The organism is Nitrospira sp., assembly GCA_005116745.1.
In the GTDB taxonomy this organism is placed as follows: Bacteria; Nitrospirota; Nitrospiria; order Nitrospirales; family Nitrospiraceae; genus Nitrospira_D.
On the sequence record SWDS01000010.1, the window covers coordinates 662,052 to 685,213 of the forward strand.

The window sequence follows — 23,162 nt, forward strand, 5'->3', positions numbered from 1 at the left end:
CGAACTTATTCATGGTTTGGTTTTCCTTCGATACTGACCGACGCATGACGAACCTCCTCACGATAGATGGATAGTTGGAGAACATCTCTTGATGAAAACTACAAAGCAAACTGGATGCCACGCAAAAATACTGATGCCGCCATACTTCAAAACCATTGTAAGAGCAGATAGTTACAGAACTTGATAGAACACGAGAGGGTACAGAACGGATGGATGACTGAATCAGATGTGGTATCGAATTAGATACAGGGATGGATCAGAAACAATACAGGCGAGCATCGACTATTGTGAAGAACGCCCTCGCTGTAACGGAAAATAGTACAGCAAACCAATCACCGCAATTTTGCCACCGTCACTCCATCTCCGCCCTCAGCCTTGTCACCTGGGCGAAAGTGCGCCACATAGGGCGAATCTTTCAGGTACTCACGCAAAACAGATTTGAGTCGACCAGTGCCGTGGCCGTGAATGATGCGGAGGAACGGCGCCCCATCCAGAGTCGCCCGATCCAAGGCCGCCACAACCCGATCAAGTGCCTCATCCGCAGCTTGGCCCCGCACATCCACCACGGTCTGTTCATCAAGCCCCAGTCCATTGCTCGTCGAAACTCGACGATAACCTGAAACCGATGAGACCGGTTGGGCTGTCACAGGATGCGGCTCACGCGGGATGCCAATAAGGTTTGACACGCTGGCCAAAACTTCACCCTCCCCGACTTTCACGCGGACTCGCTTTTTCCCTTGTGGTGTTTCCAATAGGCTTCCGGTCATCCCTAAACCGGCGATCTCCACGCTATCCCCGACATCCAGCTGTTCAAGGGGAATCGGCGTGCTGGCCGGCGTAAGCTCCTGCCTGGTTTTCGTCTCCAACTCATGCAACCGCTGTTTCGTCTCCTTAGCCTTGATGAGTTTCTGCTCACGCTTCAAGGAATCAACAGTGGCCTGGACCTCTGCCCGTGCCCGCTGAAATTGTTCGCCCAGTTTCTTCTTAAGACCCCGTTGAGCCTCCTGCTCGGCTTCTTCCAGTTGCGCTCGAAGCGCTTGTACCTCCCGAGCCACCTGCTCTGCTTCGTGCCTGGCTCGCCGGGCCCTCTCACCGTCGTCGGCCAATTGGCGTTGCTTGCGCTGCAAATCAGCCATCAATTCGTCTAGCCGATGGTCCTCATGATGTAACCGCCTCCGCGCATCGTTGAGAATGCTTTGATCCATACCCAGACGACCGGCGATCTCCAATGCCGATGACCCGCCAGGAATCCCGATAAACAATCGATAGGTCGGCGCCAATCGTTCCACGTCGAACTCCACACTGGCATTCATAAAACCGGAGGTCGTCTGCGCCAGCTCTTTGAGTGAGCCGTAATGCGTCGTCACCACCACCTTCATGTTTAGCTCAGCCAAGCGGCACAGCAGCGCCTCGGCCAACGCCGCGCCTTCTTGCGGATCGGTGGAGGTCACTGGCTCATCAAGGAGGACAAGAGATCGAGATGTGGGGCGTGCACTCGACATCGGTCGAGCAGCGCTCTCGGACAGGAGTTGGATCATGCTTGTCATATGGGCGGAATAGCTGGACAGATCGCGGGTCAGATCCTGCGCATCACCGATATCGGCATAGAGATCGGTAAACAATGCCATCTCCGATTCCGGAGCGCAGGGGAGATGCAGTCCGGCCCGCGCCATGAGGGCAAAGAGTCCGACGATTTTGAGCGTGACAGTCTTCCCTCCCGTATTCGGCCCGGAAATCACAAGGACACGAATCTTCTCGTCCATGAGAATGTCGTTCGCGACGACATGATCTTTCGCGATGAGCAACAGCGGGTGCCGTGCCTGCGTGAGCATCACGCGACCATCCTCATTCAAGAGGACGGGATGACACTTCAACCGACGACTCATCTCGGCTTTGGCTCTAATCACATCACATTCGGCCAGCACCTCGATCCCTTGCTCAATCTCGGCCGCTTTTGAAGCGACCACCGTCGTGAGCTCCCGTAAGATACGCTGGACCTCCCGTTCAATCTCCAAATCCGCCACTTTGATGGAATTGTTCAGTTCAACCAACTCCCGCGGCTCCAGAAAGACGGTGGCCCCGCTGGACGACACATCGTGGACAATCCCAGGAATTCTCCCCCGCATGTCCGCCTTCACCGGCACAACGTAACGCCCCTCTCGCTGGGCAAAATACGACTCTTGCAGGACATCCTCATAGCGCTTGGAATGGAGGAGCTGCTCTAGCTGCTGCCGCATCTCTTGCTTCAACCCCTGCGCCTGATGCGTCAGACGCCGTAGCTCCGGCGAAGCCGTGTCTTTCATGGAGCCGTCCGACTGAATCGCGCCCTCAATAGCCTTCAGGACTCCCTTCAAAGTTTTTGTGATATGCAGCGGCTCCAAGACTCGCGCCAGAACCTGCATCTTGCCTTGATGAGACTCAGCATATCGCTCAACGTCTGCCATCAGGGCCAGCACCACCGCACAGTCTCGTAACTCACCAGCCTCAAGCGTTCCGCCCTTTCCGGATCGGATCAGTTCTTCACGAATATCGGGAAAGCTGAGCGCTGGCATCGGATCACTCCCCTCCAGCAATCTCACCATCTCGGTCGTCTCTTGTTGGCGCAGGCACGCCTCCGCGAGGTCGCTCGATAGGATAAGCGACCGGCATTGAACACCCCCCATCGCTGATTGTGCATGCTGTGCAAGGAATTCAAGGACACGAGACCACTCCAACACCTGCATCGCGCGATCTGATAATGATGTATTCATGTCAAAATAGGCGGTACACCAGACTGACGGTCAAACTCAAGCCAAGCTCTCGATCGACGGGCAAGATGGGTGAGTCTCGGAACCCACGAAACCGTCTTCTCTCCTTTCCACTGAGCCTCGTCTCAAACCTTGACAACAAGGAGAAGGCATCGATACTATCATTTGTCCCGACGAAACACCTGGTTATACTGAACTCATTTACTTATGTAGAGGATTACGCTATGGCCATTCGAGTTGGAATTAATGGATTTGGACGCATCGGACGCAACGTGTTCCGCGCCTCGATGGGCGACAAAGATCTGCAGATTGTCGCCATTAACGATCTTACAGACGCCAAAACGCTCGCATACCTGCTCAAGTACGACTCTGTACACGGGACTCTGCCGTCCACGGTTGAAGCCAAGGAAGACCAAATTTTTGTTGATGGGACCCCCATCAAAGTGCTCGCGATGAAAGATCCGAAAGAGCTGCCCTGGAAGGCACTGAACGTGGACGTGGTGATCGAATCGACAGGCCGATTTACCGACCGAGACGCGGCAGGCAAACATTTATCCGCCGGGGCCAAGCATGTGATCATCTCGGCCCCGTCGAAAGATCCCGATGTGACCATCGTACTCGGAGTGAACGAAGACAAGCTCGATCCGAAATCGCATCACATTGTGTCCAATGCCTCCTGCACGACTAATTGTCTGGCGCCGGTGGCAAAGGTCTTGCTGGAAACATTCGGCATCAAACATGGCGTGATGACCACCATCCATTCGTACACCAACGATCAACAATTGTTGGATCTGCCCCATCAAGACCTTCGACGCGCCCGCGCAGCCGGCATGTCGATGATCCCGACCAGCACCGGAGCGGCCAAGGCCTTGCATCTGGTCATCCCCGAACTCAAGGGTAAATTGGATGGGCTTGCCATTCGCGTCCCGACCCCGAATGTCTCGCTGGTCGATCTGACCGTCGAAACTGAGAGGGATTGCGATATCGCATCCGTCAATGCGGCCTTCAAAAAGGCTGCGGATGGTCCGCTCAAAGGCATTCTTAAGTACTCCGAAGAACCCCTCGTCTCGATCGACCAAAAAGGGGACCCTCACTCGGCCACCGTCGATGCTCCGTTGACCAACGTGGTGGACAAGCGTCTCGTCAAGGTCACGGCGTGGTACGACAATGAATGGGGGTATTCATGCCGAGTCCGCGACCTGGTCAAGGTCCTGGCCGGAAAATCTGTTACTCACTGAATGCGGCACCAGGGATGATGGGCGGTCCTCACACGAATCCATCTCTCTAAGCAATTTCTCAGTTCACAGCACCGATGGGAGGAGCGCCTGATGAACTTGCACAAGAAAACGATCGACGATGTGCAGCTTCGTGGCAAGCGCGTGATCATCCGCGCTGATTTCAACGTGCCGCTCGATGAATCGTTGCAAATTACTGACGACACCCGCATTCGCTCGACCCTGCCGACCATCAATCGCGTCGTCGATGAAGGCGCCAAAGTCATTCTTTGCTCTCACCTCGGTCGACCGAAGGCTGCCTTTGAGCCAAAATACAGCCTCGCCTCTGTCGCAAAACGGCTAGGACGACTACTCGGGAAAGAGGTGGTCTTCGCTCCGGACTGTATCGGCCCAGCCGTCGAGAAGCTGGTCGCCAAGATGAAAGACGGAGATGTCCTCTTGCTGGAAAATCTTCGTTTTCATGCCGGGGAGGAAAAAAACGACGACACCTTCGCCAAAGCCCTGGCCTCGCTTGGCGATGTCTTCATCAATGACGCATTTGGAGCAGCACACCGGGCCCATGCATCGACGGTTGGGATTACAAAGTACATTAAAGATGCGGCAGCAGGTGCGCTACTCAAGAAGGAAATTGAATATCTCGAAGGCGCCGTCGCCAATCCCGTGCGCCCGTTTGCCGCGATTCTGGGAGGCGCCAAGGTGTCCGGAAAAATCGGCGTCATTGAGAATCTCGGGAAGAAGGTCGATAAGGTCATCATCGGCGGCGGCATGGCGTTTACCTTCTTAAAGGCCAAAGGCATGGAGATCGGCAATTCCCTCTGTGAAATGGACATGTTGGATTTTGCCCGAGGAATCGAAGAGCATGCGCTCTCACGAGGAGTCAAATTCTACCTGCCCGTCGATTGTGTTGTCGCAGCCAGCCGAGAGATTGGCGCTGAAACAAAAATCGTCCCCGTGCAGGAAATCCCCAAAGGATGGTATGCCCTCGACATTGGCCCAGCTTCCGTAAAACTGTTCAATGAAGCGGTCCAAAATGCAAAAACTATTCTGTGGAACGGACCCATGGGTGTGTTTGAAATCGACGCCTACGCCCGAGGCACGATGGCGATGGCTCACGCCATCGCTGATGCCTATGCGCTCACCATCGTCGGCGGCGGCGAGACGGCGCTGGCCGTTCATCGGTCCGGCGAATCCGAGAACATGTCGTTCATCTCGACCGGAGGTGGCGCGGCGCTGGAATTGCTAGAAGGCAAAATCCTTCCAGGTCTCGCGGCACTGCCTGATCGTCCAAGCTAATCAATACTTTTCAGAAAGTAACAGAGATTCGAGAGTCACTGTGCGTACTATCCTGATCGTCGGCAACTGGAAGATGAACAAGACCGCGTCTGAAGCGACTGTCTTCATGCGCGACCTGCTCGCTCGTGTTCCTGCTCAGTCTGCAAACCTTGAGCTCGTCGTGGCCCCCCCGTTTACTGCGCTGGAATCAGTTCGCCTGGCGTTGGGCGCCTCGTCTCCGATTCAACTTGGAGCGCAGGATCTGTTCTGGGAGGATCACGGTGCCTACACGGGAGAAGTCTCTGCACCGATGCTGAAGAATCTCGGTTGTCGCTATGTCATTGTTGGGCATTCAGAGCGGCGAACGCTCTTTGGTGAACGGGGAGACCTGACCCAGAAGAAAATTCAAGCGGCGCTCAAGCACGGGTTGCGCCCCATCCTCTGCATCGGTGAAACACTTGCACAACGAGACAACGGCACGACCGACCACGTACTGACACAGCAAGTGCACGACGGTCTGTCCGGCCTTGCCACGGAGGCGTTGGCCACCATTACCATCGCGTATGAACCAGTCTGGGCCATCGGTACGGGAAAGTCGGCGACGGTTGAGCAAGCCATTGCCGCCCACCGGACGATTCGGCAAGTCCTTGCCACCGTAGCCTCTGCCGCAGTTGCCGACTGCACCAGAATTCTCTATGGAGGAAGCGTCACGCCACACAATATAGAATCGTTACTGGCCTCGGACCAGATCGACGGCGCACTCATCGGTGGCGCTTGTCTCCAAGTCGAGTCCTTTGCTACAATTGCAACAGTCGCTTCTGTTGCGCGATCCACCGGAGTCTGAGATCTCATGCTGTATACGTTGCTGGTTATTGTCCATGTTTTTATCTGCTTCCTGATGATTGGAGCGATTCTTCTCCAATCAGGAAAGGGGGCGGAAATCGGTGCCTCGTTTGGTGGATCCAGTCAGACGGTGTTCGGTAGCCGTGGCCCAGCAAACTTTTTGAGCAAGCTGACGGTCGTTGTGGCGGCCGTGTTCATGGTGACATCGCTCAGTCTGGCGATTTTAGCCAAGCAACGAAACTTCTCTTCGACCGTCATCGATATGCAGCCTAAGAGCGAACCCACAGCTCCCCCGGCTGCTTCACCCGCTCAACCTTCAGGAGATTCGCATCCTTCTGGGGAAACTCCAGCGGCAGGCCACTGACCTCATTCTTCGTCAGGGCGTCATTCGGCAATCGAGCGAGCCTCGGTTCAATTTGACTTGATTGACGGTTGATGCCTTTCGGCCTGCAAGGTGTCAGATACGAGTCAGCCAGGACTCGTGCGCGAGGTCTTCCCCTCGCACGATTGAAAAGAAGGTGTCTTGGAGGGCACGTGTAATCCGTCCAGGGGCACCATTTCCGATGCGCCGGTTGTCGATTTCTCGTACCGGGGTCAACTCTGCAGCGGTTCCCGTCACAAATACTTCGTCAGCAATATACATTTCATCCCGCGTGAATCGTTCCTCCACCACGACGATGTTCCGTTCTTGAGCCAATTGGATGACGGAGTTTCGCGTAATCCCTTCAAGCACCGACGTCAACGGCGTCGTCTTGAGGACGCCCCGTCGAACGATGAACACATTCTCTCCTGTTCCCTCAGCAACATAACCTTCCGGATCAAGAAGAATCGCCTCGTCATATCCATCGGCCTTCGCCTGCCGTTTAGCCATAATGGAGTTCACATAGTACCCGGATATTTTCCCCTTGGTCATGGACACATTCACATGGTGCCTCGTAAAGGACGAGATGCAGGCACGCATCCCATTGGCCAATGCATCATCCCCCAAATAGGCGCCCCACCTCCAGGCAGCAATGCCCACCCGAATCGGATTCTCCCCTGGATGGATGCCCATCGCCCCATACCCAACATAGACCAACGGACGAATGTAACAGGCATCGAGACGATTGACTCGAACGGTTTCAATAATGGCCTCGGTGATCTGCTTTTTGTCATACGGCATCGCCATCATGCCGATATGGGCCGAATCAAACAGTCGATCGACATGCTCCTGAAGCCGGAAGATGGCGGATCCCGATTGTCCCTTGTAGCACCGAATACCTTCAAACGCAGCAAGGCCATAGTGCAGCGAATGGGTGAGAATATGGACATTGGCCTCCTCCCACCTCACGAATTTCCCATCCATCCAGATCTTTTCAACTGGTTCCAACATTGAAGACGATCTCCAGCGAGCGATAGTACTCAATCCCGCCTGCGGGGGCGGGCGTGACGGACTATAGCGTGAGGTCAAACGTGGGTCAAGCAACCAGGACGGTGATTGACTCCGAACCATTCACATCGTGATGGAAACACTTACGTGGAGGCGCAATAGGCACGCAGGCGGGCACTCAGAAACGTTCCAACTCGCTCTTCTCCCACGGGACTCAAGGTTACGACCTTGCCACCGAACAACAGGCCGCGCACCCATCGAACCACGACGCGCTGAATTTCGACTGGCTCATCCTTATCGGGAAGGGTGAGCCGGACAACCAGTTCCATTCCAGGGGCTACTTGATGATCCCCCAGGACGCGAAACCCGTTACGACAGAGGTTTATCACCGTTCCTTTCCCGAGGAAATCTCCCCCCAGATAATACACAACACAGCGAACGGGAATCCGATGATAGGTACGGATCACAAACTTGTTGATGTGAGCCATGATCTTGTTGTCATCTCCCGATTTTGTTTCGTGGAAATACCAGAAACATGCCCTCGCAATGGTAGCGCTCAGCATACGTGTCGGCACGATCGCTCTCCTAGTCCTCTAAAGAGGGGCCCATGTCTATATCAACGACTCGCTTGTTGCTCCTGGTATGTCTTGACACCTCTCTCATCCCCATGTTAAATGAACCGTTCTTCACGCTCGGAAAAGGAATAATATGTACGCGATTGTTGAAACAGGTGGAAAGCAATATCGAGTCGAGGCTGGGGCAACGGTTCAGGTCGAACGGCTGCCAGGAGACGTCGGGGCTGAGGTAGAACTCGGCCAGGTCCGTCTCGTGCATGGTGACGCTGGTATTCTACTTGGACAGCCTCTCATTAACGGGGCCAAGGTCACGGCTGAAATCGTGCAGCAAGGTCGAACCCGATCAATTACCGTTTTTAAGAAAAAGCGCCGCAAGGGCTATCGCCGCACCCGTGGACACCGACAAGGATTCACCAAGCTGTTGATTACGAATATTGCAACAGCCTAAAGACATAAGAAGGACTTACTCATGGCAACAAATAAAGGTGGCGGATCTTCACGTAACGGTCGTGACAGCAATCCTCAATATTTGGGGGTCAAGGCCTATGGTGGTGAGACCGTAACAGCCGGCAGCATTATCGTCCGCCAACGCGGCACCAAATTTTTCCCTGGATTCAATGTGGACCTTGGAAGAGACCATACCCTATTCGCTACTATGGGCGGTGTGGTCAAGTTCGAAGGTGGACGTGGCAGACGAAAAGTCAGTGTATATCCTATTCCGGCCAAGTCCTAATTCGCTTTCCTGCCTCTTCCGTTACGATCACACTGGCTAAATTCTCTCTGCCTCTCGCTCAGAGTCGGGTGTACTTTCCTACTCGTCGTGACCGAGCAGGCTACCGAACGTTGAGAGATTATGTTTATCGATGAAGCACACATTGCGGTACGAGCCGGTCGTGGCGGAAACGGCATCTGCAGTTTCCGCAGAGAGATGTTTGTTCCGCGTGGAGGCCCAGACGGTGGAGATGGAGGCACCGGTGGCGACATCGTCATGACCGCATCTCATCGCTTGACGACCCTACTTGACCTCCGCTACCTCAACCACTATGAGGCTGAAAACGGGCGACACGGTGGAGGATCCAATTGCACGGGTCGTTCCGGAGAAGATCGGACCATCACGGTTCCAGTTGGCACCATTGTCTCCGATGACCAAACGAACGAAACACTCGTGGATTTCATCGAAGATGGCCAAACGGCTGTCATCGCCCACGGAGGGCGAGGCGGGAAAGGCAACAGCAACTTCGCAACCTCCGTCAATCGAGTGCCGACGAAGTGTACTCCCGGAACTCCTGGCGAAGAACGAACCTTGCGACTTGAGCTGAAACTGCTCGCCGACGTCGGACTGGTTGGTTTTCCCAACGCCGGCAAATCGACGCTCATTGCAGCCATCTCAGCGGCCCGGCCCAAGATTGCTGACTATCCCTTCACGACGTTGATCCCCAATCTCGGCATTGTCCGGTTGGGATCCGAAGGAAGTTTTGTCGTGGCCGATATTCCCGGCCTGATTGAAGGCGCCCACGAGGGGAAAGGCCTGGGCATACAGTTTCTCCGCCACATCGAACGAACCGCGTTCTTGCTCCACTTGATCGATGTCTCAGAATGGGCCCCTGATGATCCCCTAGCCAGCTTTGAGACCTTGCGACGAGAACTTGCCGCCTATGACGGAGGGCTCACCACACGCCCTTTCGCCGTCGTGCCAACCAAGATCGATGTGATGGGCACAAGCGAACGGCTGGCTCAGCTGCAGACCTATTGTCACCTCAACGGCTATCCGTGCTTGCCGATTTCCGCCGCCACGAATCACGGGCTTGCTGACTTGATCACCTACCTCGGGAAACAGGTCATGCGTGTACGGAAGACGCCATGCGAGACCAGCTCCTAGGACACGCGAAGCGGATCGTCGTCAAGATCGGCAGCAGCCTGATCGCGTCGCGTGCGGAAGGTCTGCGCCCCCAACACATTGAGCGATTGGCTGATGACATCGCAATACTCCGAACCGCAGGTCGGGAAATCCTGGTGGTCACTTCCGGTGCCATCATCTCCGGTATCCGAAAGTTGGAACTGAAGGAGTATCCCAAGAGCCTCCCCATCAAGCAAGCGGCCGCAGCCGTGGGGCAGAGCCGGCTCATGTGGGCCTATGAAAAAGCGTTTGAACGTCTCAATATTCACGTGGCGCAGATTCTGCTCACCCACCAGGATCTCGCTGATCGCCGCCGATTTCTGAATGCTCGCCATACACTCGCGGCACTCATCGGTTTCAGCATCGTGCCCATCATCAATGAAAACGACACCGTCGCGGTCGATGAAATCAGGGTCGGTGATAACGACACTCTCGCGAGCGAAGTGGCTCACCTGGCCGATGCGGACTTGCTGGTGATTCTCTCTGACGTTGACGGACTGTATACGGAAGATCCACGCAAGAACCCGTCGGCGACCTTGATTCCGCTGATTGCCGAGATTACCGAAGATATCGAGCGCCTGGCAGGAGTGTCCAGCACCTTTGAAGGGACCGGCGGAATGGCGACCAAGCTTCGAGCCGCCAAGAAAGTCGGTGAGTACGGAATTCCGACATTAGTGCTCAATGGCGAACGGGCCGGACTTCTCCCAACAGTCCTTAGCGGAGAACCCGGTGGCAGTCTCTTTCTCGCCAGGGAGCGTCGGCTGACCAGTCGTAAACATTGGATCGCCTTTACGCTGCGCCCTCACGGCCAGATCCATCTCGACCAGGGGGCGGTAGATGCCTTGACCAAGCGAGGCAAAAGCCTGCTGGCATCCGGGATCCTCCAGGTGACGGGATCATTTGAAGCCGGCGATCCGGTCAGCTGCCTCGATACGGACGGAAAAGAATTCGCAAAAGGCCTGGTAAACGTGTCGTCCGACTTATTAGGGCAGATGAAAGGTCTCAAGACCACGGACATTCAGGCACAGTTTGGACCTCAAGAGTATGAGGAAGTTATTCACCGAGACAACCTAGTCATCCTCTAGTGCGGAGTCATGAATTCTTCGAGCCCCGATCTCCAACACCCAGCACTCAGCCCGCTTCGCCCGGGCAGCGAGGCGAGCACCAAACTCTCGCCCCTCAAAGTGGGCCTGCTTGGTGGAAGCTTCAACCCTATTCATAATGGTCACCTGACCATTGCTCAGCATGTCCATGAGCGCATGCAGCTCTCCCAGGTCCTTTTCATACCAACCGGCGATCCACCTCATAAGCGGGATGGCTCACTGGCTCCGGCGAATGTTCGGCTTGAAATGGTCCGGCTAGCGATTGCTGACAACCCGCTGTTCACAGTATCGGACATCGAGATACAGCGAAAGGGAAAATCTTACTCGATCGATACTATCCGAGCATTACAACACCACTATGGCCCATCCACGGAACTGTTCTTCATTATAGGACTCGACGCGTTTCTAGACTTCCCGACATGGAGAGAACCAGAAGAGCTCTTACGGATCTGCCATTTCGTGGTCGTTCCCAGACCGGGGCAATCTTTTCGGGCATTGGCGGGAATGTCACTGCTCCCCACACTTGATCCTGATAGATTGACAGGGCTAGACACCGGTACCCGCAACAGACTAGATATCGCCATCCCCTCTGATCCAGGAGTCACCTGCCTCGCCTTTCCACCCTGTCCCACCTCGGCCTCAGAGATTAGACGGAGAGTCCAGAACAAACTCTCCGTGGTAAATATGTTGCCCCCCCTGATACAATCTTATATACTTCGGCATAGTCTTTATCAGGAGGAGAGCGATCACACGCGCATCTAAGGCCACCGCCCTCGCTGTAGCCAGGGCCATGCTCGACAAGAAGGCCCTTGATGTCCAAGTCCTCCATGTCGCCCCGCTCACGTCACTCGCTGATTATTTAGTCATTGGGTCGGCTGAATCCGACCGGCAAACACGCGCGATCGCTGATTCCGTCGCTGATGTCCTCGCACACGTGGGTCAACGGCCACTAAGTCTTGAAGGCACCACATCGGGCCAGTGGGTCCTGATCGATTTTGGCGATGTGGTCGCCCATGTATTCAGACAAGACACGCGCTCGCATTATGCCCTTGAGCGTCTGTGGAGCGATGCGCAGCAGATTCCCCTTCCTGGCGAAGCGTCGGCTCCGATAGCCGCCGCACAGGGGCGGATGACCCAGAAGGCGATTTCACAGAAGATGGTCTAGGCCATGTTCAAGCTGCTGATTACTATTTTCCTCATCAGCGCCGGCGTATTCATCTACAGCTATTTCCGCGAACTGAATCCAGGGACAATCCTCATCCATACGGCTCCTGGCGCGGAGTTCGAGCTCAGCCCTGTCACGCTTGTCTTGATCTCCATGGCATGTGGGGCAGTGATTGCGACCTTCGTCGTGGGGCTCCAGCAAACGGCGCACTTAATCCTGAATTGGCGCAGCAACCGCCTGGTGCGTCGAAAAGAGAAGGTCGACACCCTCCACCGAGACGGAACCCATGCATTCATGTCAAAACGTACCTTGGACGCCATCACGCTCTTGGAGAAGGCCCTGGCGATCGACCCCAATCGAGTCGATTCGCTCCTGTGGCTGGGGAATATCTATCGATCAGAGCGGAACGTCCCTGAAGCGATCCGACTCCATCAACATGCGCAACGAGTGGACGATCGAAACATCGAGGTGTTGTTAGAATTGGGCAAGGATCTGGAGGACGCCAAACGGTACGAGGAGGCGCTTCAGGCACTTCAGCAAATCCTCAAGATCGAACCCGACAACCTGACCGCGCTCATCCGGAAACGGAATCTCAATACCCGTATGGAGCGGTGGAGCGACGCGCTTGAGATCCAACATCGTTTACTCAAAGCCAATCTTCCCGCCCCTGAGCAACAAGCCGAAGCCGCTCTGCTTGTCGGATGCATGTATGAAGTCGGGAGGCAACTACTTGAACGTGGGCATCCTGATAAAGCCCGGCGCTATTTCAGAGGAGCAATTAAGAAAGATCGGAGTTTCCTGCCTGCCTATATCGGAATCGGCGAAATTCTGATCCATGAAGGCAAAACGAAGGATGCCGTCGAAATCTTGAAAAAAGTCTACTCGCGGACCCGCAGCGTGATCATCCTCCACCGACTGGAAGAGCTGTTTCTGGATCAAGGCGAGCCCAGCGAAATCATTCGGGTCTATCAGGAGGCCTTGCAGCAAGACCCGCAGAATCCGGTGCTCCAGTTCTACCTGGGCAAGCTCTACTATCGGCTGGAAATGGTGGATGAGGCGTTCGATCAGCTGTCGACAATCGAAGGACCACAGGATCATCTCTTGGACTATCACAAGATCATGGCCAACCTGTACTTGCGGAAGCAGCATTTCGAAGAAACCATTGTGGAATTGAAGAAGGCCCTCAGCTTCAAGAAACGTGTGGTGGTCCCCTATATCTGCACCCAATGTCAGCAGGAATCCGTCGAATGGTCGGGCCGCTGCCGCCGCTGCGCCAAATGGAATACCCTCACCGCCCTCCCCTGGCTCGAAGCCGGCCAAACCGCTGCCAGCTCCGCCGGAGAGCCCTCATCTGTCCCCTCCGTGCCCTACCAAGGCATTGCTTCTCCGTTTGAAACCGTGTAGGTTTCCCGCCAGTATCTGCTGATGATTTGACCTGGCAGTTTTGTGGAACCTCTCTCTTCGATTCAATACATCGGCAGCACAACAATTCATTGTCACATCACGACTTTTTGAGGATCCCATGACCTATTTGACTTTGGCAGACAAGGCCCTCAATGACGAACCCCTAACAAGAGACGAGTGCCGTTCCATCTTAAATGCGCCGGATAATGAATTGCTTGCGCTGTTGCACGCAGCCTTTCAAGTCCGATCCAAATACTTTGGCCGTACCGTCCGGCTCCAAATGCTTCAGAATGCCAAGAGCGGAGCCTGCCTAGAAGACTGCCACTACTGTTCGCAGTCGTCCATTTCAACGGCGCCGATCGAGCGATACAACCTACTCCCGCAGAAGCAGATGATGGAAGGCGCGCGACAAGCAGCCGCCTCCAAAGCCCAGCGCTATTGCATCGTCATCAGCGGGCGCAGCCCATTGGATCGGGAAATCGACGAAATTGCCGGAGCGGTCCGCTCAATTAAACAGGAAGTTCCGATTCAGATCTGTTGCTCACTCGGTCTGATGAGTGAATCTCAAGCCAAACGCCTGAAAGCCGCCGGCGTCGATCGAGTGAACCACAATTTGAACACCAGTGAAGCTTTCCATGCGTCAATCTGCACGACCCACACCTTCCAAGACCGGCTGGCAACGATCAAGAATGCGCGTGCAGCGGGACTGGAAATCTGCTCCGGTGGGATCGTCGGCATGGGCGAAACAGACGAAGACCTGATCGATCTGGCAACGGCCCTGCGGGACGTCAAGCCGGACTCCATTCCCTTGAACATGCTCACCCCAGTCTCCGGTACCCCGTTCGAAGAGGCCGATAACCTCACTCCACAACGCTGTTTAAAAGTACTGTGCCTCTTCCGGTTCCTCCACCCTCATACCGAAATTCGCATCGCCGGCGGGCGAGAGCACAACCTCCGTAGCCTTCAACCATTGGCACTGTATCCTGCCGACTCCGTCTTTGTGAACGGGTACCTCACGACTCCAGGCGCACCAGCTCCCGAAGTCTGGGGCATGATCAAAGACTTGGGCTTCACCATCGAAGTGGATTATCAGCAGCCTGTCGCCGGCTGATCGATAGAGTAACCAACCCGACCGGACTCGCTCCAAAGCTGCTGGAGAGAGTCCCATATAGACAAAACACCAGACGGAGAACACAAGGATTGCCCAGAGCATCGGACGCGAGCTACGCCGAGCGGCCAAAGCGGCACGGAACATAGCTAAGATGATGTAGGAAGTCAGGCGCCTTTCTCACCAATATCAATCACGAGCTGCTCAGTGACGGCTGATACTGGTGGTATCGGGGCTGGTCACGCGAGCCGAGGAAAGCCTAATCAGGAATTCAGTTGCTGCATCCGTTTGATCGAGCAGTACAACGCATAGCCTTGGGCCACCATCCCTGTCACGAGTAACCCCAATGCGGTCTGCAGCCAATGCGAGTCAGGATGATCGAGTCCGTACATGCCAATGACGAACCCGATGGCAATGGCGATGATTCCGACAGATCGCGCGATGACACCCCTAAGCCACCAATTATCTGTTGACGGAGTTTTGCTAGGCATCATTCTTTCAGTCTACATACTTATAGACAGGGAGTTCAATTGCACCTAGTGGATCTAGGTACGCATGGACCATCGTGGTGGAACGTCGACATGCTCAACTTGGCAGTTGAAGACAAAATTGACTGCTCAATGGAGGCTCCTAAGGATCCGGCAGAGTCGTTGATACGCATATGATTGAACAGATCCAGATGTCTTCTCACGAGGCGAAGCCGAACGAGTTATCAAGGCCGGTTGGGTTCGATGATCCGGAACCGGACTTCATCGACATAGGAATAGGCGGAGGTCTGTTCTCCGGCAAAGAGGCCGCAACGATAGTACCCGGATGTCCAGCTGGATTTCTGAGGGGTCAGCAGGAAATACCCTGATCGATCGTTCGTCGTTGTCATGACGCGATCTTGGACTGTCGTCTGCGGATCTTCAGCCATGTCAGATGTTTCCAATCCACATCGTGCGGTCAGCGGCACGGCATCGAACGAATCCGATACCAGTCTGAAGACCAAGTAGATTTCGGATTGTGTGGTGGGAAATGTATCGCCTGGGTACAGCGGGATGAACTCGTGAGCGCCAGTCGGAGAGTCGTCCCGCACGACTTTGGTTGCCGAAATCACAAACCGAAACCAGCTAAAATCCGCATCCCGACCCACGATTGCCGCTCCAGTATCCAGCGTCTTCTGAGGCTTCAGCCTTTCAACAGCCTTCGCATACAGAGCTTCTTCCGATGGTGCAGATGTAGAGTCACCTGATTGCTTCTCCGCTTTCACCTCTTCCTCTTTCAGCTTCACCAGTTCAGGAACGTGGGGCCGCACCTTATCCAGCCAGCGAGCAATCTTCTCTTTTGCCAGGATACGGGTACCGGCTGGGAAAGGGACATCCTTATTGGCTTGGTCAAATTCGACAGCCGTGTCATACAGCATCTGGAAGTGAATGAAGGCTTCTTCCCACCGCTCTAACTCCACATAGCACTGCCCCATCCGATAGGTCGTATCCGCGAAGTCCTCCTCACTCGGATTCAGATTCGACAAGTTCCCAAACACAGCGAGCGCTTCCTTGCACTGCCCTAACTGCATGAGCGTCAGCCCCAACTGATGCGTCGCGATAGGATCGCTTGGATTGAGCGCCAGCAGCTTGCGATAGATCGGTTCTGCCTCCTGAAAGCGACCAGCTTCAAAGAGTTTCCAGGCCTCCGATCGAAGAGCCGCCCATTCTTTGAGTTGAGTTGCGGTGGCAGTCGGCGTCAATACCGGCGTGAATCGCCGTCCCCGGTCCATCGACTCATAGAGTTGCGCAAGTTGGTTTTTGGCTGGGAGCTCGAGCGGAGACCCAGGCGCCACATGCTGGAGTACATGGTGGAGGTCAGCATCCGCCCCTTGATAATCCAGTACGTCAAAGCGCGCACGAGCAAGTGCCAGTCGCCAGCTGAGCAGATCCGGCATAAGTTGGACCGCCAGCTTGTATGATTCCAGCGATTCCTCCAACCGATCGAGCTTTCGCAGTTCTTGCGCCAGTCGCCAGTGAATAAGCGGATTCTTCGCATCAATCTGCGCAATGTTGTGCAGTTCTGCAATCGCCTCCTCTTCCTGTCCCCACCGGACCAGCAGCCCCCATTTCGCCCAGCGGACATCCAGTGCAGCGGGCTGAACAGCGAGCACTCGGTCATAGGCTTGAACGGCCTCTTGAGGATTGCGAAACGTAGAAAGGATGTCGCCGCGTACTTTGTGGAGAGTGACCGCTTCCGGATGAACGCCCAGACCCTGATCAAGAATCTCCAGCGCCGTCGTGACCGCCCCACGGTCCCATGCGGCTTTGCCATGCTCAACTACTTCATCTGCCAGCGGCCTTGCCCCATCATCTGCAGCGGCACAAGGATTGGCCATCAGAGCCAATGTGAACGCGATCATCACAAGAACTACGCCGGCACGAGATCGTGGCCGATCGACAGAGTCTTGCCTATTGGATGGCGCAATCATGTTTCCGTTTTGAACCTCACTGCGCGTGGAATCAACTATACCAAGAAGCAGGAATAATATAGCAGTCAGGATTCCGGCAAAACCGCCTCACACAAATCGCTCTTGCAGTTTCATTCCCTCGCTTGACCTCCTCTCATGATCCCGCTACTCTGGCTTCAGACGAAACCCCGGTAGAGAGTTCTATTGGAGATGATGCGTGATTCTAGTCACCGGTGGTGCCGGATATATTGGGTCTCACACCTGTGTCGAGCTACTCCAGACTGGACACGACTTGACCGTCTTCGATAATTTCTCCAACAGCCATCCCGAATCGCTCACGCGTGTACAGCGGATTACAGGCAAACAACTCCGCTTCATCCGCGGCGACATTCGCGACCGGACATCGCTGGTGACGGCGCTGCGAGAAAGCGGTGCGCAATCGGTAATGCATTTTGCTGGCCTGAAGGCGGTCGGCGAGTCAGTCCAGCAACCGCTGTCCTACTACGATAACAATGTCGTCGGTTCTTTACGTTTATTGGAAGCAATGGGAACCTGTGGGGTGAAGACGCTGGTGTTCAGTTCCTCTGCTACGGTGTACGGCGATCCGCAGCGGCTGCCGTTGACGGAAGATCACCCACTCTCCGCCACCAATCCCTACGGACAAACGAAACTGACGGTGGAACAGATGCTGAAAGATCTGCAACGAAGCGATACTTCATGGCGAATCGGTATTCTCCGCTACTTCAACCCGGTCGGAGCGCATGCGAGCGGATTGATCGGTGAAGATCCGCAGGGCACGCCGAACAACCTCATGCCCTTCGTGGCGCAGGTGGCAGTCGGCCTCCGCCCGCATCTGAACGTGTTCGGGGATGACTACACAACCCCTGACGGCACCGGTGTGCGCGACTACATTCATGTCGTGGATCTGGCGAACGGACATCTCAAAGCGTTGGACGCACTCGGACGATCCACGCACCAGGCGGAATGCCTCACGGTCAATCTTGGAACCGGGACCGGCTACAGCGTGCTGGAGATGGTGCGGGCCTTTGAACAGGCCAGCGGGAAGCGGGTGATATACAACGTTGCGCCTCGTCGGCCCGGCGACGTCGCAGCCTGTTACGCCGATCCCAGCAAGGCAGCTGCCCTTCTCGGCTGGCGAACTGAGCGAAGCCTCGCCGACATGTGCGCCGACACGTGGCGATGGCAGCACCTCAATCCTCATGGGTACAATCCTCCCCGTCAAGCAACCTAGCAGGATGCGCACAACAGCTGGTCAGCGTTGTCTGAAACCTCGATGTCTGCTACGACTACAGAAGTCACAATGAGTTTTTCAGCAACCTGCAATTAAGCCTTGCCGATGGCACTCCGCCGCACCACAGGGTCATCGTGCCACACTCGGCTGTCATGATACACTGCACTTCAGATGTTCGACGTCATCCTCTACCAACCGGAAATCCCCCCGAATACTGGCAATATTATCCGCCTCTGCGCCAATACCGGCGTCCGGCTTCACCTGGTGAAACCGCTTGGCTTTGCCATGGATGATAAACAACTCATACGCGCCGGTTTGGACTATCATGAGTTCACCACGATCAGTACCTACGACGACTGGGCCGATTGTGCGGAGTACTTCAAGGATCGCCGCCTGTTCGCTGTCTCCACAAGGGGAACCAGGCGCTATGACCAGACCGGCTACACCAAAGACAACGTGTTTTTATTTGGCCCGGAAACACGTGGGCTCCCCTCCACACTCCTTGAATCGTTTCCAGTGGAACAGCGCATTCGTGTGCCGATGCGCCCAGAGAGCCGCAGCCTCAATCTCTCGAATGCTGTCGCAGTCGTGGTGTATGAAGCTTGGCGGCAGATTGGTTTTGAGCACGGGGTCTGACGTTCCTTCATTTTGAAAAAGGCAGCTGCATGGCCTCGGCATTCTCTCACGCGTTCGTTGCCCTCGCACTCGGCAAGGCTCTCCGACATCCCGTCTTTACCTGGCCGGTCTTGTTCCTCGGCATGGCCTGTTCGATTGTCCCGGATCTTGACGTCATCGGCTTTTCCTTCGGGATTCAATATGGTGACCTGTGGGGTCATCGTGGCATGACCCATTCACTCTTCTTCGCCAGCCTCCTAGGTGTCCTTCTCACGAGTATCTGGCACCAAGAGAAATCGACGGCAACACAGATGCGCCTGTTTTTCTATCTTTTCCTCTGCACCGCATCACATGGTCTGCTCGATGCACTGACCGACGGTGGACTCGGGGTGGCGTTCTTCTCCCCATTCGATACAAACCGATACTTTTTCACCTTTCGACCGGTCGCCGTCTCTCCGATCGGCATTAGCGCATTTTTTAGCGAGCATGCTTTCCACGTGCTTGCTAGCGAGGTGACATGGATCTGGCTCCCAGCCATTGCGGGGTTCTTAATCATTCGTGGGCTACGATATGTGCGGTCAGCTCAATGGACCGTGAAGCCCGCACCGAGAGATTGATCAGCCCCATGGAGAAGCTGACAGGCGAATACAGCTGCTATCCGAGATATCGACCATACAGGAAGGCGACAAACTGCTTTGCCCCGCGCATTCTATTCTTGACGTTTTCTTCCGTGACACCACCTTGTCGCAATTGTTTTTCAAACCTGATTAACGCATCTTTCAATTCTCTTCTCAATTCTTTCTCGATGACTCGATCCAACACGCTTGGCATAATCTTCCTCCTCGATTAATTTCCTCGGATTCACTCCGACCAGGACATTGACATGAAGGGTGTGACGTACAGACACCAGATCGGAAATTCTACAGAACTCGTCAGAGACAAACCAGTTCTTAAACCAGGAAGCACCAGCTCAACAAAAGACTCCTCCTTTATACAGGGCTAGAGCCGCCTGACATGGAATAACGTAAGCCCTGTTTTCACTCTGGCCTTGGGCAGGATCGTCTTATGCGTAAGAAACGTTGGAAGTGATGCAACTGATTCCTCCCAATGCACCAGCAACCGTGCCGGTTCCTGCGTCAGCAGCTCCCCTAGGTAAACCGGGCCGACAACAAAGGCCTCACCACCTCGCCGTAACATGTGACCCAGTCTCGTCATAATCGTCTTCATGGTTATGGACGAATCAAACGAGTCATATGGCAACCACTGATAAATCAGGTCATACAGTTCGTGGCTTTCCGGAGACGCTTCACACGTATCAGCGGCTTCCATTCGAATTCGTTGCAGCCAATCCCATCGGTGCACTTCGGCGCACTGGGTCCAGAGCTGCTGGGCCTGACGCTGCGCATAGGCAACGGAGCGAACATGCACGGTATAGTCACGTGGCCGGTCAAAGAGAACGCACGTGGCAATGACCGCATCCCCATTGGCAATGAGCACACGTTCTGCCCGCGATCGCAACCTTCCAATCTCGCGATCCTGCTCGCCAAGATCGTCGAGATAGTCTGCCACGAAGGATTGGGCAGCGAGTTCGCCGATCTCCTGGTCGTCTTCTGGAAATAGGGGCACCGCCTCAAAGGCTTCGGCAGGGGAAATCTTCAGAACTCCTTGCGCGAATACCGTACGCCAATCGACCGAACTGACCGGACATTCGCTGGGCGGCGATGTCTTGACTGGGAGATCAGGATCCAATGGAAAGGTTAACTCCGTTTCACGATCTTTCAGAATCAACGAACGCCCTTCGACACGGAGGCAGCGATCCAGCGGGAGCACTCGGCGCCCGATCGAACTGACATAGGGAAGACCCACCGGATCTTCATCAAAGGTGGCCTTTTGAACAATCCCGGTTTTCACAGTTACACACAGCCCCTGGCTTCCCTCAAGATACCGAACGGGAGGATGCTGGGCTGGCAGCCATTCAACACGATGAGACGTTGCAGGATTCATGAACGCTGTAAACGGATCCTCAGCACCTATCGGCCGAGGCGTAAAAAATGTGCTGAACAAGCGAAATGCTGCCTCGGATGGATAGGTTGGAATACCACGATACCGTAAGGCCCTCGGAACAGAGTGTCCCTTGTTCTGATCGTCATATAACCCACGAATCAGCTCGAACACGGCAGAGCCCGTCCCCGGCAACAACGATTTGAACAGTTCGACCACCGGGAGAAAGTCAATCTGCTCCCAATGCATGGCTCCCATACAGGCCATGAAGCGTACCGTTTCAAATCCCCCACCATCCAAAACGTACAGAGCATCTTTTCGCTGTCGAATGGTCGCCATGCCTGTGGGATCGATCGCAAGATCCTCATCGCGATAAAACCATCGCACTTCCTCGGTTGGGACTCGTAACGCTCCTGCAGCCAGGGCGCGAAGATCATCCGGTGTGATCCGTTGCCAATTGGACCTTGAGGCGAGATTCAGCTTGCTTTCATTCACCAGCCCACAAGGCTTAATCCCAACCCATCGTCCCCAATCCAGTCGAACTCGCGCTCGTCGCAACAAGACCCTTCCGATACCGCTCGACTCCCATTCGCACTCATGCAAGGGATGGCCTACCTGATCTGTTTCGAGGAAACGTCGTCCATCAGGCCGATAAAAAACAAGGTGTCCGTTTGGAAGAGTTTGAACGTGTCCACGGACCTTGTCGAAGGACTCAGCCAGTGTACGTGTGGAAGGAAACCGAAGATGGCCTGGCGTGTTCAGCGCAAATGCAATGGCGTCCGAGGACATTCACTCGCGGAGTTGGCCGCCCCCCAAGACAATGAATTTAGCGCAGGTTAACTCTTCCAACCCCATGGGACCCCGCGCATGAATGCGCGAGGTACTGATGCCAATTTCAGCTCCCAGACCGAACTGGTACCCGTCGTTGAGCCGGGTGGAGGCATTGACCAGAACGGCACTGGCATCGACTTCTTTAAGAAACCGCATCGCGTGTCCGTAGTCCGATGTCACGATCGCTTCCGTGTGCCGCGACCCATACTGTGCGATGTGTTCCATCGCCTCATCTATATTCTTCACGATTTTCACGGCAAGAATCAGGTCAAGAAACTCTTTGCCGTAATCCTGTTCGCTTGCAGGCTTGGCCTCAAGAATCAACTGGCAGGTCTTCGGACAGCCGCGAATCTCGACATTGGCCGCGCCGAGGCTTCGGGCAAGCTTGGGCAACAGAATCCGCGCGACCGACTGGTGAACCAGCAGGGCTTCCATAGCGTTGCACGTGGATGGCCGCTGCGCTTTGGCATTGACGCAAATGGCCTCCGCCATCGCCAAATCCGCTTCGGCATCGACATAGATATGGCACACACCTGCATCATGCTTCACGACCGGAATCGTCGAATGTTCCGAAATGAGTTTCATCAACGATTCGCCGCCACGCGGAATGATTACGTCGATGAACCGATCCTGCTTGAGCAACACCGGAACCACCTCACGATCTGCACGATCGACGAATGTGATCGCCCCGGCTGGAACACCGGCCTTTCTCGCCGATTCAGACAAGATGGTGGCAATCGCCGTATTGGACCGAATGGCCTCACTACCACCTCGCAATACACAAACGTTGCCCGATTTAAGACAGAGGGCAGCCGAATCTGCCGTGACATTAGGGCGCGACTCATAAATGATCCCGACCACTCCGATGGGCACACGTACCCGCCCAACCTGCATCCCGTTGGGTCTCGTCCACATACCGGACATCATTCCTACAGGATCGGGCAACTTCGCCACTTCACGAATGCCTGCGGCCATCTCCCCGATCCGCTTCTCGGTCAATCTCAAGCGATCTGCCATCGCCTTCTTTTCGGGCGTCATTCCAAACGCCTTCAAATCTTGCTCATTCGCTGCGAGGATTTCGCTCGACTGAGCCTCGAGCGCCTCCGCCATAGCAAGGAGTGCTTGATCCTTGGTCGCGGTCGGTAGAGACGCCAATCTCCTCGATGCCTGTTTGGCCTTGGAGACCAGCGCCAAGACATACTCCAACATAGGCAACGGCTTGGACTCTTCGATGTTCTGATCTGAGTCGATTTTGTCTACGGCTTCCACGCTTCACACCAATGATCCAACCACTCGGAATGACCACTG

Annotated in this window: 22 protein-coding genes; 15 read left to right on the forward strand and 7 right to left on the reverse strand. The window is 55.0% G+C overall.

The genetic code is table 11. The annotated features are described in order from the left end of the window. Positions 1–332 precede the first annotated feature (332 nt). A complete protein-coding gene (locus E8D52_17870; GenBank protein TKB66227.1) occupies positions 333–2,750 on the reverse strand; it encodes an endonuclease MutS2 in 2,418 nt (805 codons plus the stop codon). Positions 2,751–2,971: 221 nt separating this feature from the next. On the opposite strand from E8D52_17870, the gene gap reads away from it, so the two are divergent. The 4 genes from gap (at position 2,972) to secG (ending at position 6,461) form a co-directional block, all read left to right on the forward strand. Continuing rightward, the gene (gene gap, locus E8D52_17875) at positions 2,972–3,985 is read left to right on the forward strand and encodes a type I glyceraldehyde-3-phosphate dehydrogenase (GenBank protein TKB66228.1); all 1,014 of its coding nucleotides are present in this window, start codon (positions 2,972–2,974) and stop codon (positions 3,983–3,985) included. A 90-nt stretch (positions 3,986–4,075) separates the two neighbouring features. Next, positions 4,076–5,275, forward strand: coding sequence for a phosphoglycerate kinase (locus tag E8D52_17880; protein ID TKB66229.1), 1,200 nt, complete (start codon positions 4,076–4,078; stop codon positions 5,273–5,275). A gap of 40 nt (positions 5,276–5,315) precedes the next feature. After that, entirely contained in the window at positions 5,316–6,098 is a 783-nt protein-coding gene (locus E8D52_17885) for a triose-phosphate isomerase (protein ID TKB66230.1), read from the forward strand. Positions 6,099–6,104: 6 nt separating this feature from the next. After that, entirely contained in the window at positions 6,105–6,461 is a 357-nt protein-coding gene (secG, locus tag E8D52_17890) for a preprotein translocase subunit SecG (protein TKB66231.1), read from the forward strand. Between the two features lie 93 nt (positions 6,462–6,554). On the opposite strand, the gene E8D52_17895 is transcribed toward secG, so the two are convergent. Both E8D52_17895 and E8D52_17900 read right to left on the reverse strand, forming a co-directional pair. Next, the gene (locus E8D52_17895) at positions 6,555–7,469 is read right to left on the reverse strand and encodes a branched-chain amino acid transaminase (protein TKB66232.1); all 915 of its coding nucleotides are present in this window, start codon (positions 7,467–7,469) and stop codon (positions 6,555–6,557) included. Positions 7,470–7,609: 140 nt separating this feature from the next. Beyond that, positions 7,610–8,041: a PilZ domain-containing protein gene (locus E8D52_17900; GenBank protein TKB66233.1), complete on the reverse strand. Its 432-nt coding sequence runs from the start codon at positions 8,039–8,041 to the stop codon at positions 7,610–7,612. Between the two features lie 133 nt (positions 8,042–8,174). On the opposite strand from E8D52_17900, the gene rplU reads away from it, so the two are divergent. The 8 genes from rplU to bioB all read left to right on the forward strand — a co-directional run bounded on the left by rplU (position 8,175) and on the right by bioB (position 14,721). Further along, complete coding sequence (gene rplU / locus E8D52_17905) at positions 8,175–8,489, forward strand: 50S ribosomal protein L21 (GenBank protein ID TKB66234.1); 315 nt, start codon at positions 8,175–8,177, stop codon at positions 8,487–8,489. A 21-nt stretch (positions 8,490–8,510) separates the two neighbouring features. After that, a complete protein-coding gene (locus E8D52_17910; protein ID TKB66235.1) occupies positions 8,511–8,774 on the forward strand; it encodes a 50S ribosomal protein L27 in 264 nt (87 codons plus the stop codon). Between the two features lie 120 nt (positions 8,775–8,894). Next, complete coding sequence (gene obgE / locus E8D52_17915; protein TKB66236.1) at positions 8,895–9,920, forward strand: GTPase ObgE; 1,026 nt, start codon at positions 8,895–8,897, stop codon at positions 9,918–9,920. Next, on the forward strand, positions 9,902–11,023 hold the full coding sequence (proB, locus tag E8D52_17920; GenBank protein TKB66237.1) for a glutamate 5-kinase: 1,122 nt from the start codon (positions 9,902–9,904) through the stop codon (positions 11,021–11,023). Before obgE ends, proB begins: the two co-directional genes overlap by 19 nt. 9 nt (positions 11,024–11,032) lie before the next feature. Next, positions 11,033–11,803, forward strand: a complete 771-nt coding sequence (locus E8D52_17925; protein TKB66238.1) for a nicotinate-nucleotide adenylyltransferase — start codon at positions 11,033–11,035, stop codon at positions 11,801–11,803. Positions 11,804–11,831: 28 nt separating this feature from the next. Further along, positions 11,832–12,206, forward strand: coding sequence for a ribosome silencing factor (gene rsfS / locus E8D52_17930; GenBank protein ID TKB66239.1), 375 nt, complete (start codon positions 11,832–11,834; stop codon positions 12,204–12,206). Between the two features lie 3 nt (positions 12,207–12,209). Next, positions 12,210–13,610 (forward strand): tetratricopeptide repeat protein, encoded by a 1,401-nt coding sequence (locus tag E8D52_17935; GenBank protein TKB66240.1) that lies wholly within the window; start codon positions 12,210–12,212, stop codon positions 13,608–13,610. A gap of 118 nt (positions 13,611–13,728) precedes the next feature. After that, positions 13,729–14,721 (forward strand): biotin synthase BioB, encoded by a 993-nt coding sequence (gene bioB / locus E8D52_17940; protein ID TKB66241.1) that lies wholly within the window; start codon positions 13,729–13,731, stop codon positions 14,719–14,721. Positions 14,722–14,981: 260 nt separating this feature from the next. On the opposite strand, the gene E8D52_17945 is transcribed toward bioB, so the two are convergent. After that, positions 14,982–15,212: a hypothetical protein gene (locus E8D52_17945; protein ID TKB66242.1), complete on the reverse strand. Its 231-nt coding sequence runs from the start codon at positions 15,210–15,212 to the stop codon at positions 14,982–14,984. Between the two features lie 218 nt (positions 15,213–15,430). Next, positions 15,431–17,176, reverse strand: coding sequence for a tetratricopeptide repeat protein (locus tag E8D52_17950; protein ID TKB66243.1), 1,746 nt, complete (start codon positions 17,174–17,176; stop codon positions 15,431–15,433). A gap of 196 nt (positions 17,177–17,372) precedes the next feature. Here E8D52_17950 and galE point away from each other — a divergent pair, with 196 nt between their 5' ends. The 3 genes from galE (at position 17,373) to E8D52_17965 (ending at position 19,639) form a co-directional block, all read left to right on the forward strand. Continuing rightward, positions 17,373–18,407: a UDP-glucose 4-epimerase GalE gene (gene galE, locus E8D52_17955; GenBank protein ID TKB66244.1), complete on the forward strand. Its 1,035-nt coding sequence runs from the start codon at positions 17,373–17,375 to the stop codon at positions 18,405–18,407. A 171-nt stretch (positions 18,408–18,578) separates the two neighbouring features. After that, positions 18,579–19,043 carry a tRNA (uridine(34)/cytosine(34)/5-carboxymethylaminomethyluridine(34)-2'-O)-methyltransferase TrmL gene (gene trmL / locus E8D52_17960; GenBank protein ID TKB66245.1) on the forward strand — a complete coding sequence of 155 codons (465 nt, stop codon included), beginning with the start codon at positions 18,579–18,581 and terminating at the stop codon, positions 19,041–19,043. Positions 19,044–19,072: 29 nt separating this feature from the next. Beyond that, the gene (locus E8D52_17965) at positions 19,073–19,639 is read left to right on the forward strand and encodes a metal-dependent hydrolase (protein ID TKB66246.1); all 567 of its coding nucleotides are present in this window, start codon (positions 19,073–19,075) and stop codon (positions 19,637–19,639) included. A 382-nt stretch (positions 19,640–20,021) separates the two neighbouring features. Here the strand turns inward: E8D52_17965 and E8D52_17970 are convergent, their stop codons facing one another. Both E8D52_17970 and E8D52_17975 read right to left on the reverse strand, forming a co-directional pair. Further along, positions 20,022–21,812 carry a hypothetical protein gene (locus tag E8D52_17970; protein TKB66247.1) on the reverse strand — a complete coding sequence of 597 codons (1,791 nt, stop codon included), beginning with the start codon at positions 21,810–21,812 and terminating at the stop codon, positions 20,022–20,024. Continuing rightward, the gene (locus E8D52_17975) at positions 21,813–23,063 is read right to left on the reverse strand and encodes a glutamate-5-semialdehyde dehydrogenase (protein ID TKB66396.1); all 1,251 of its coding nucleotides are present in this window, start codon (positions 23,061–23,063) and stop codon (positions 21,813–21,815) included. Between the last annotated feature and the right edge of the window lie 99 nt (positions 23,064–23,162).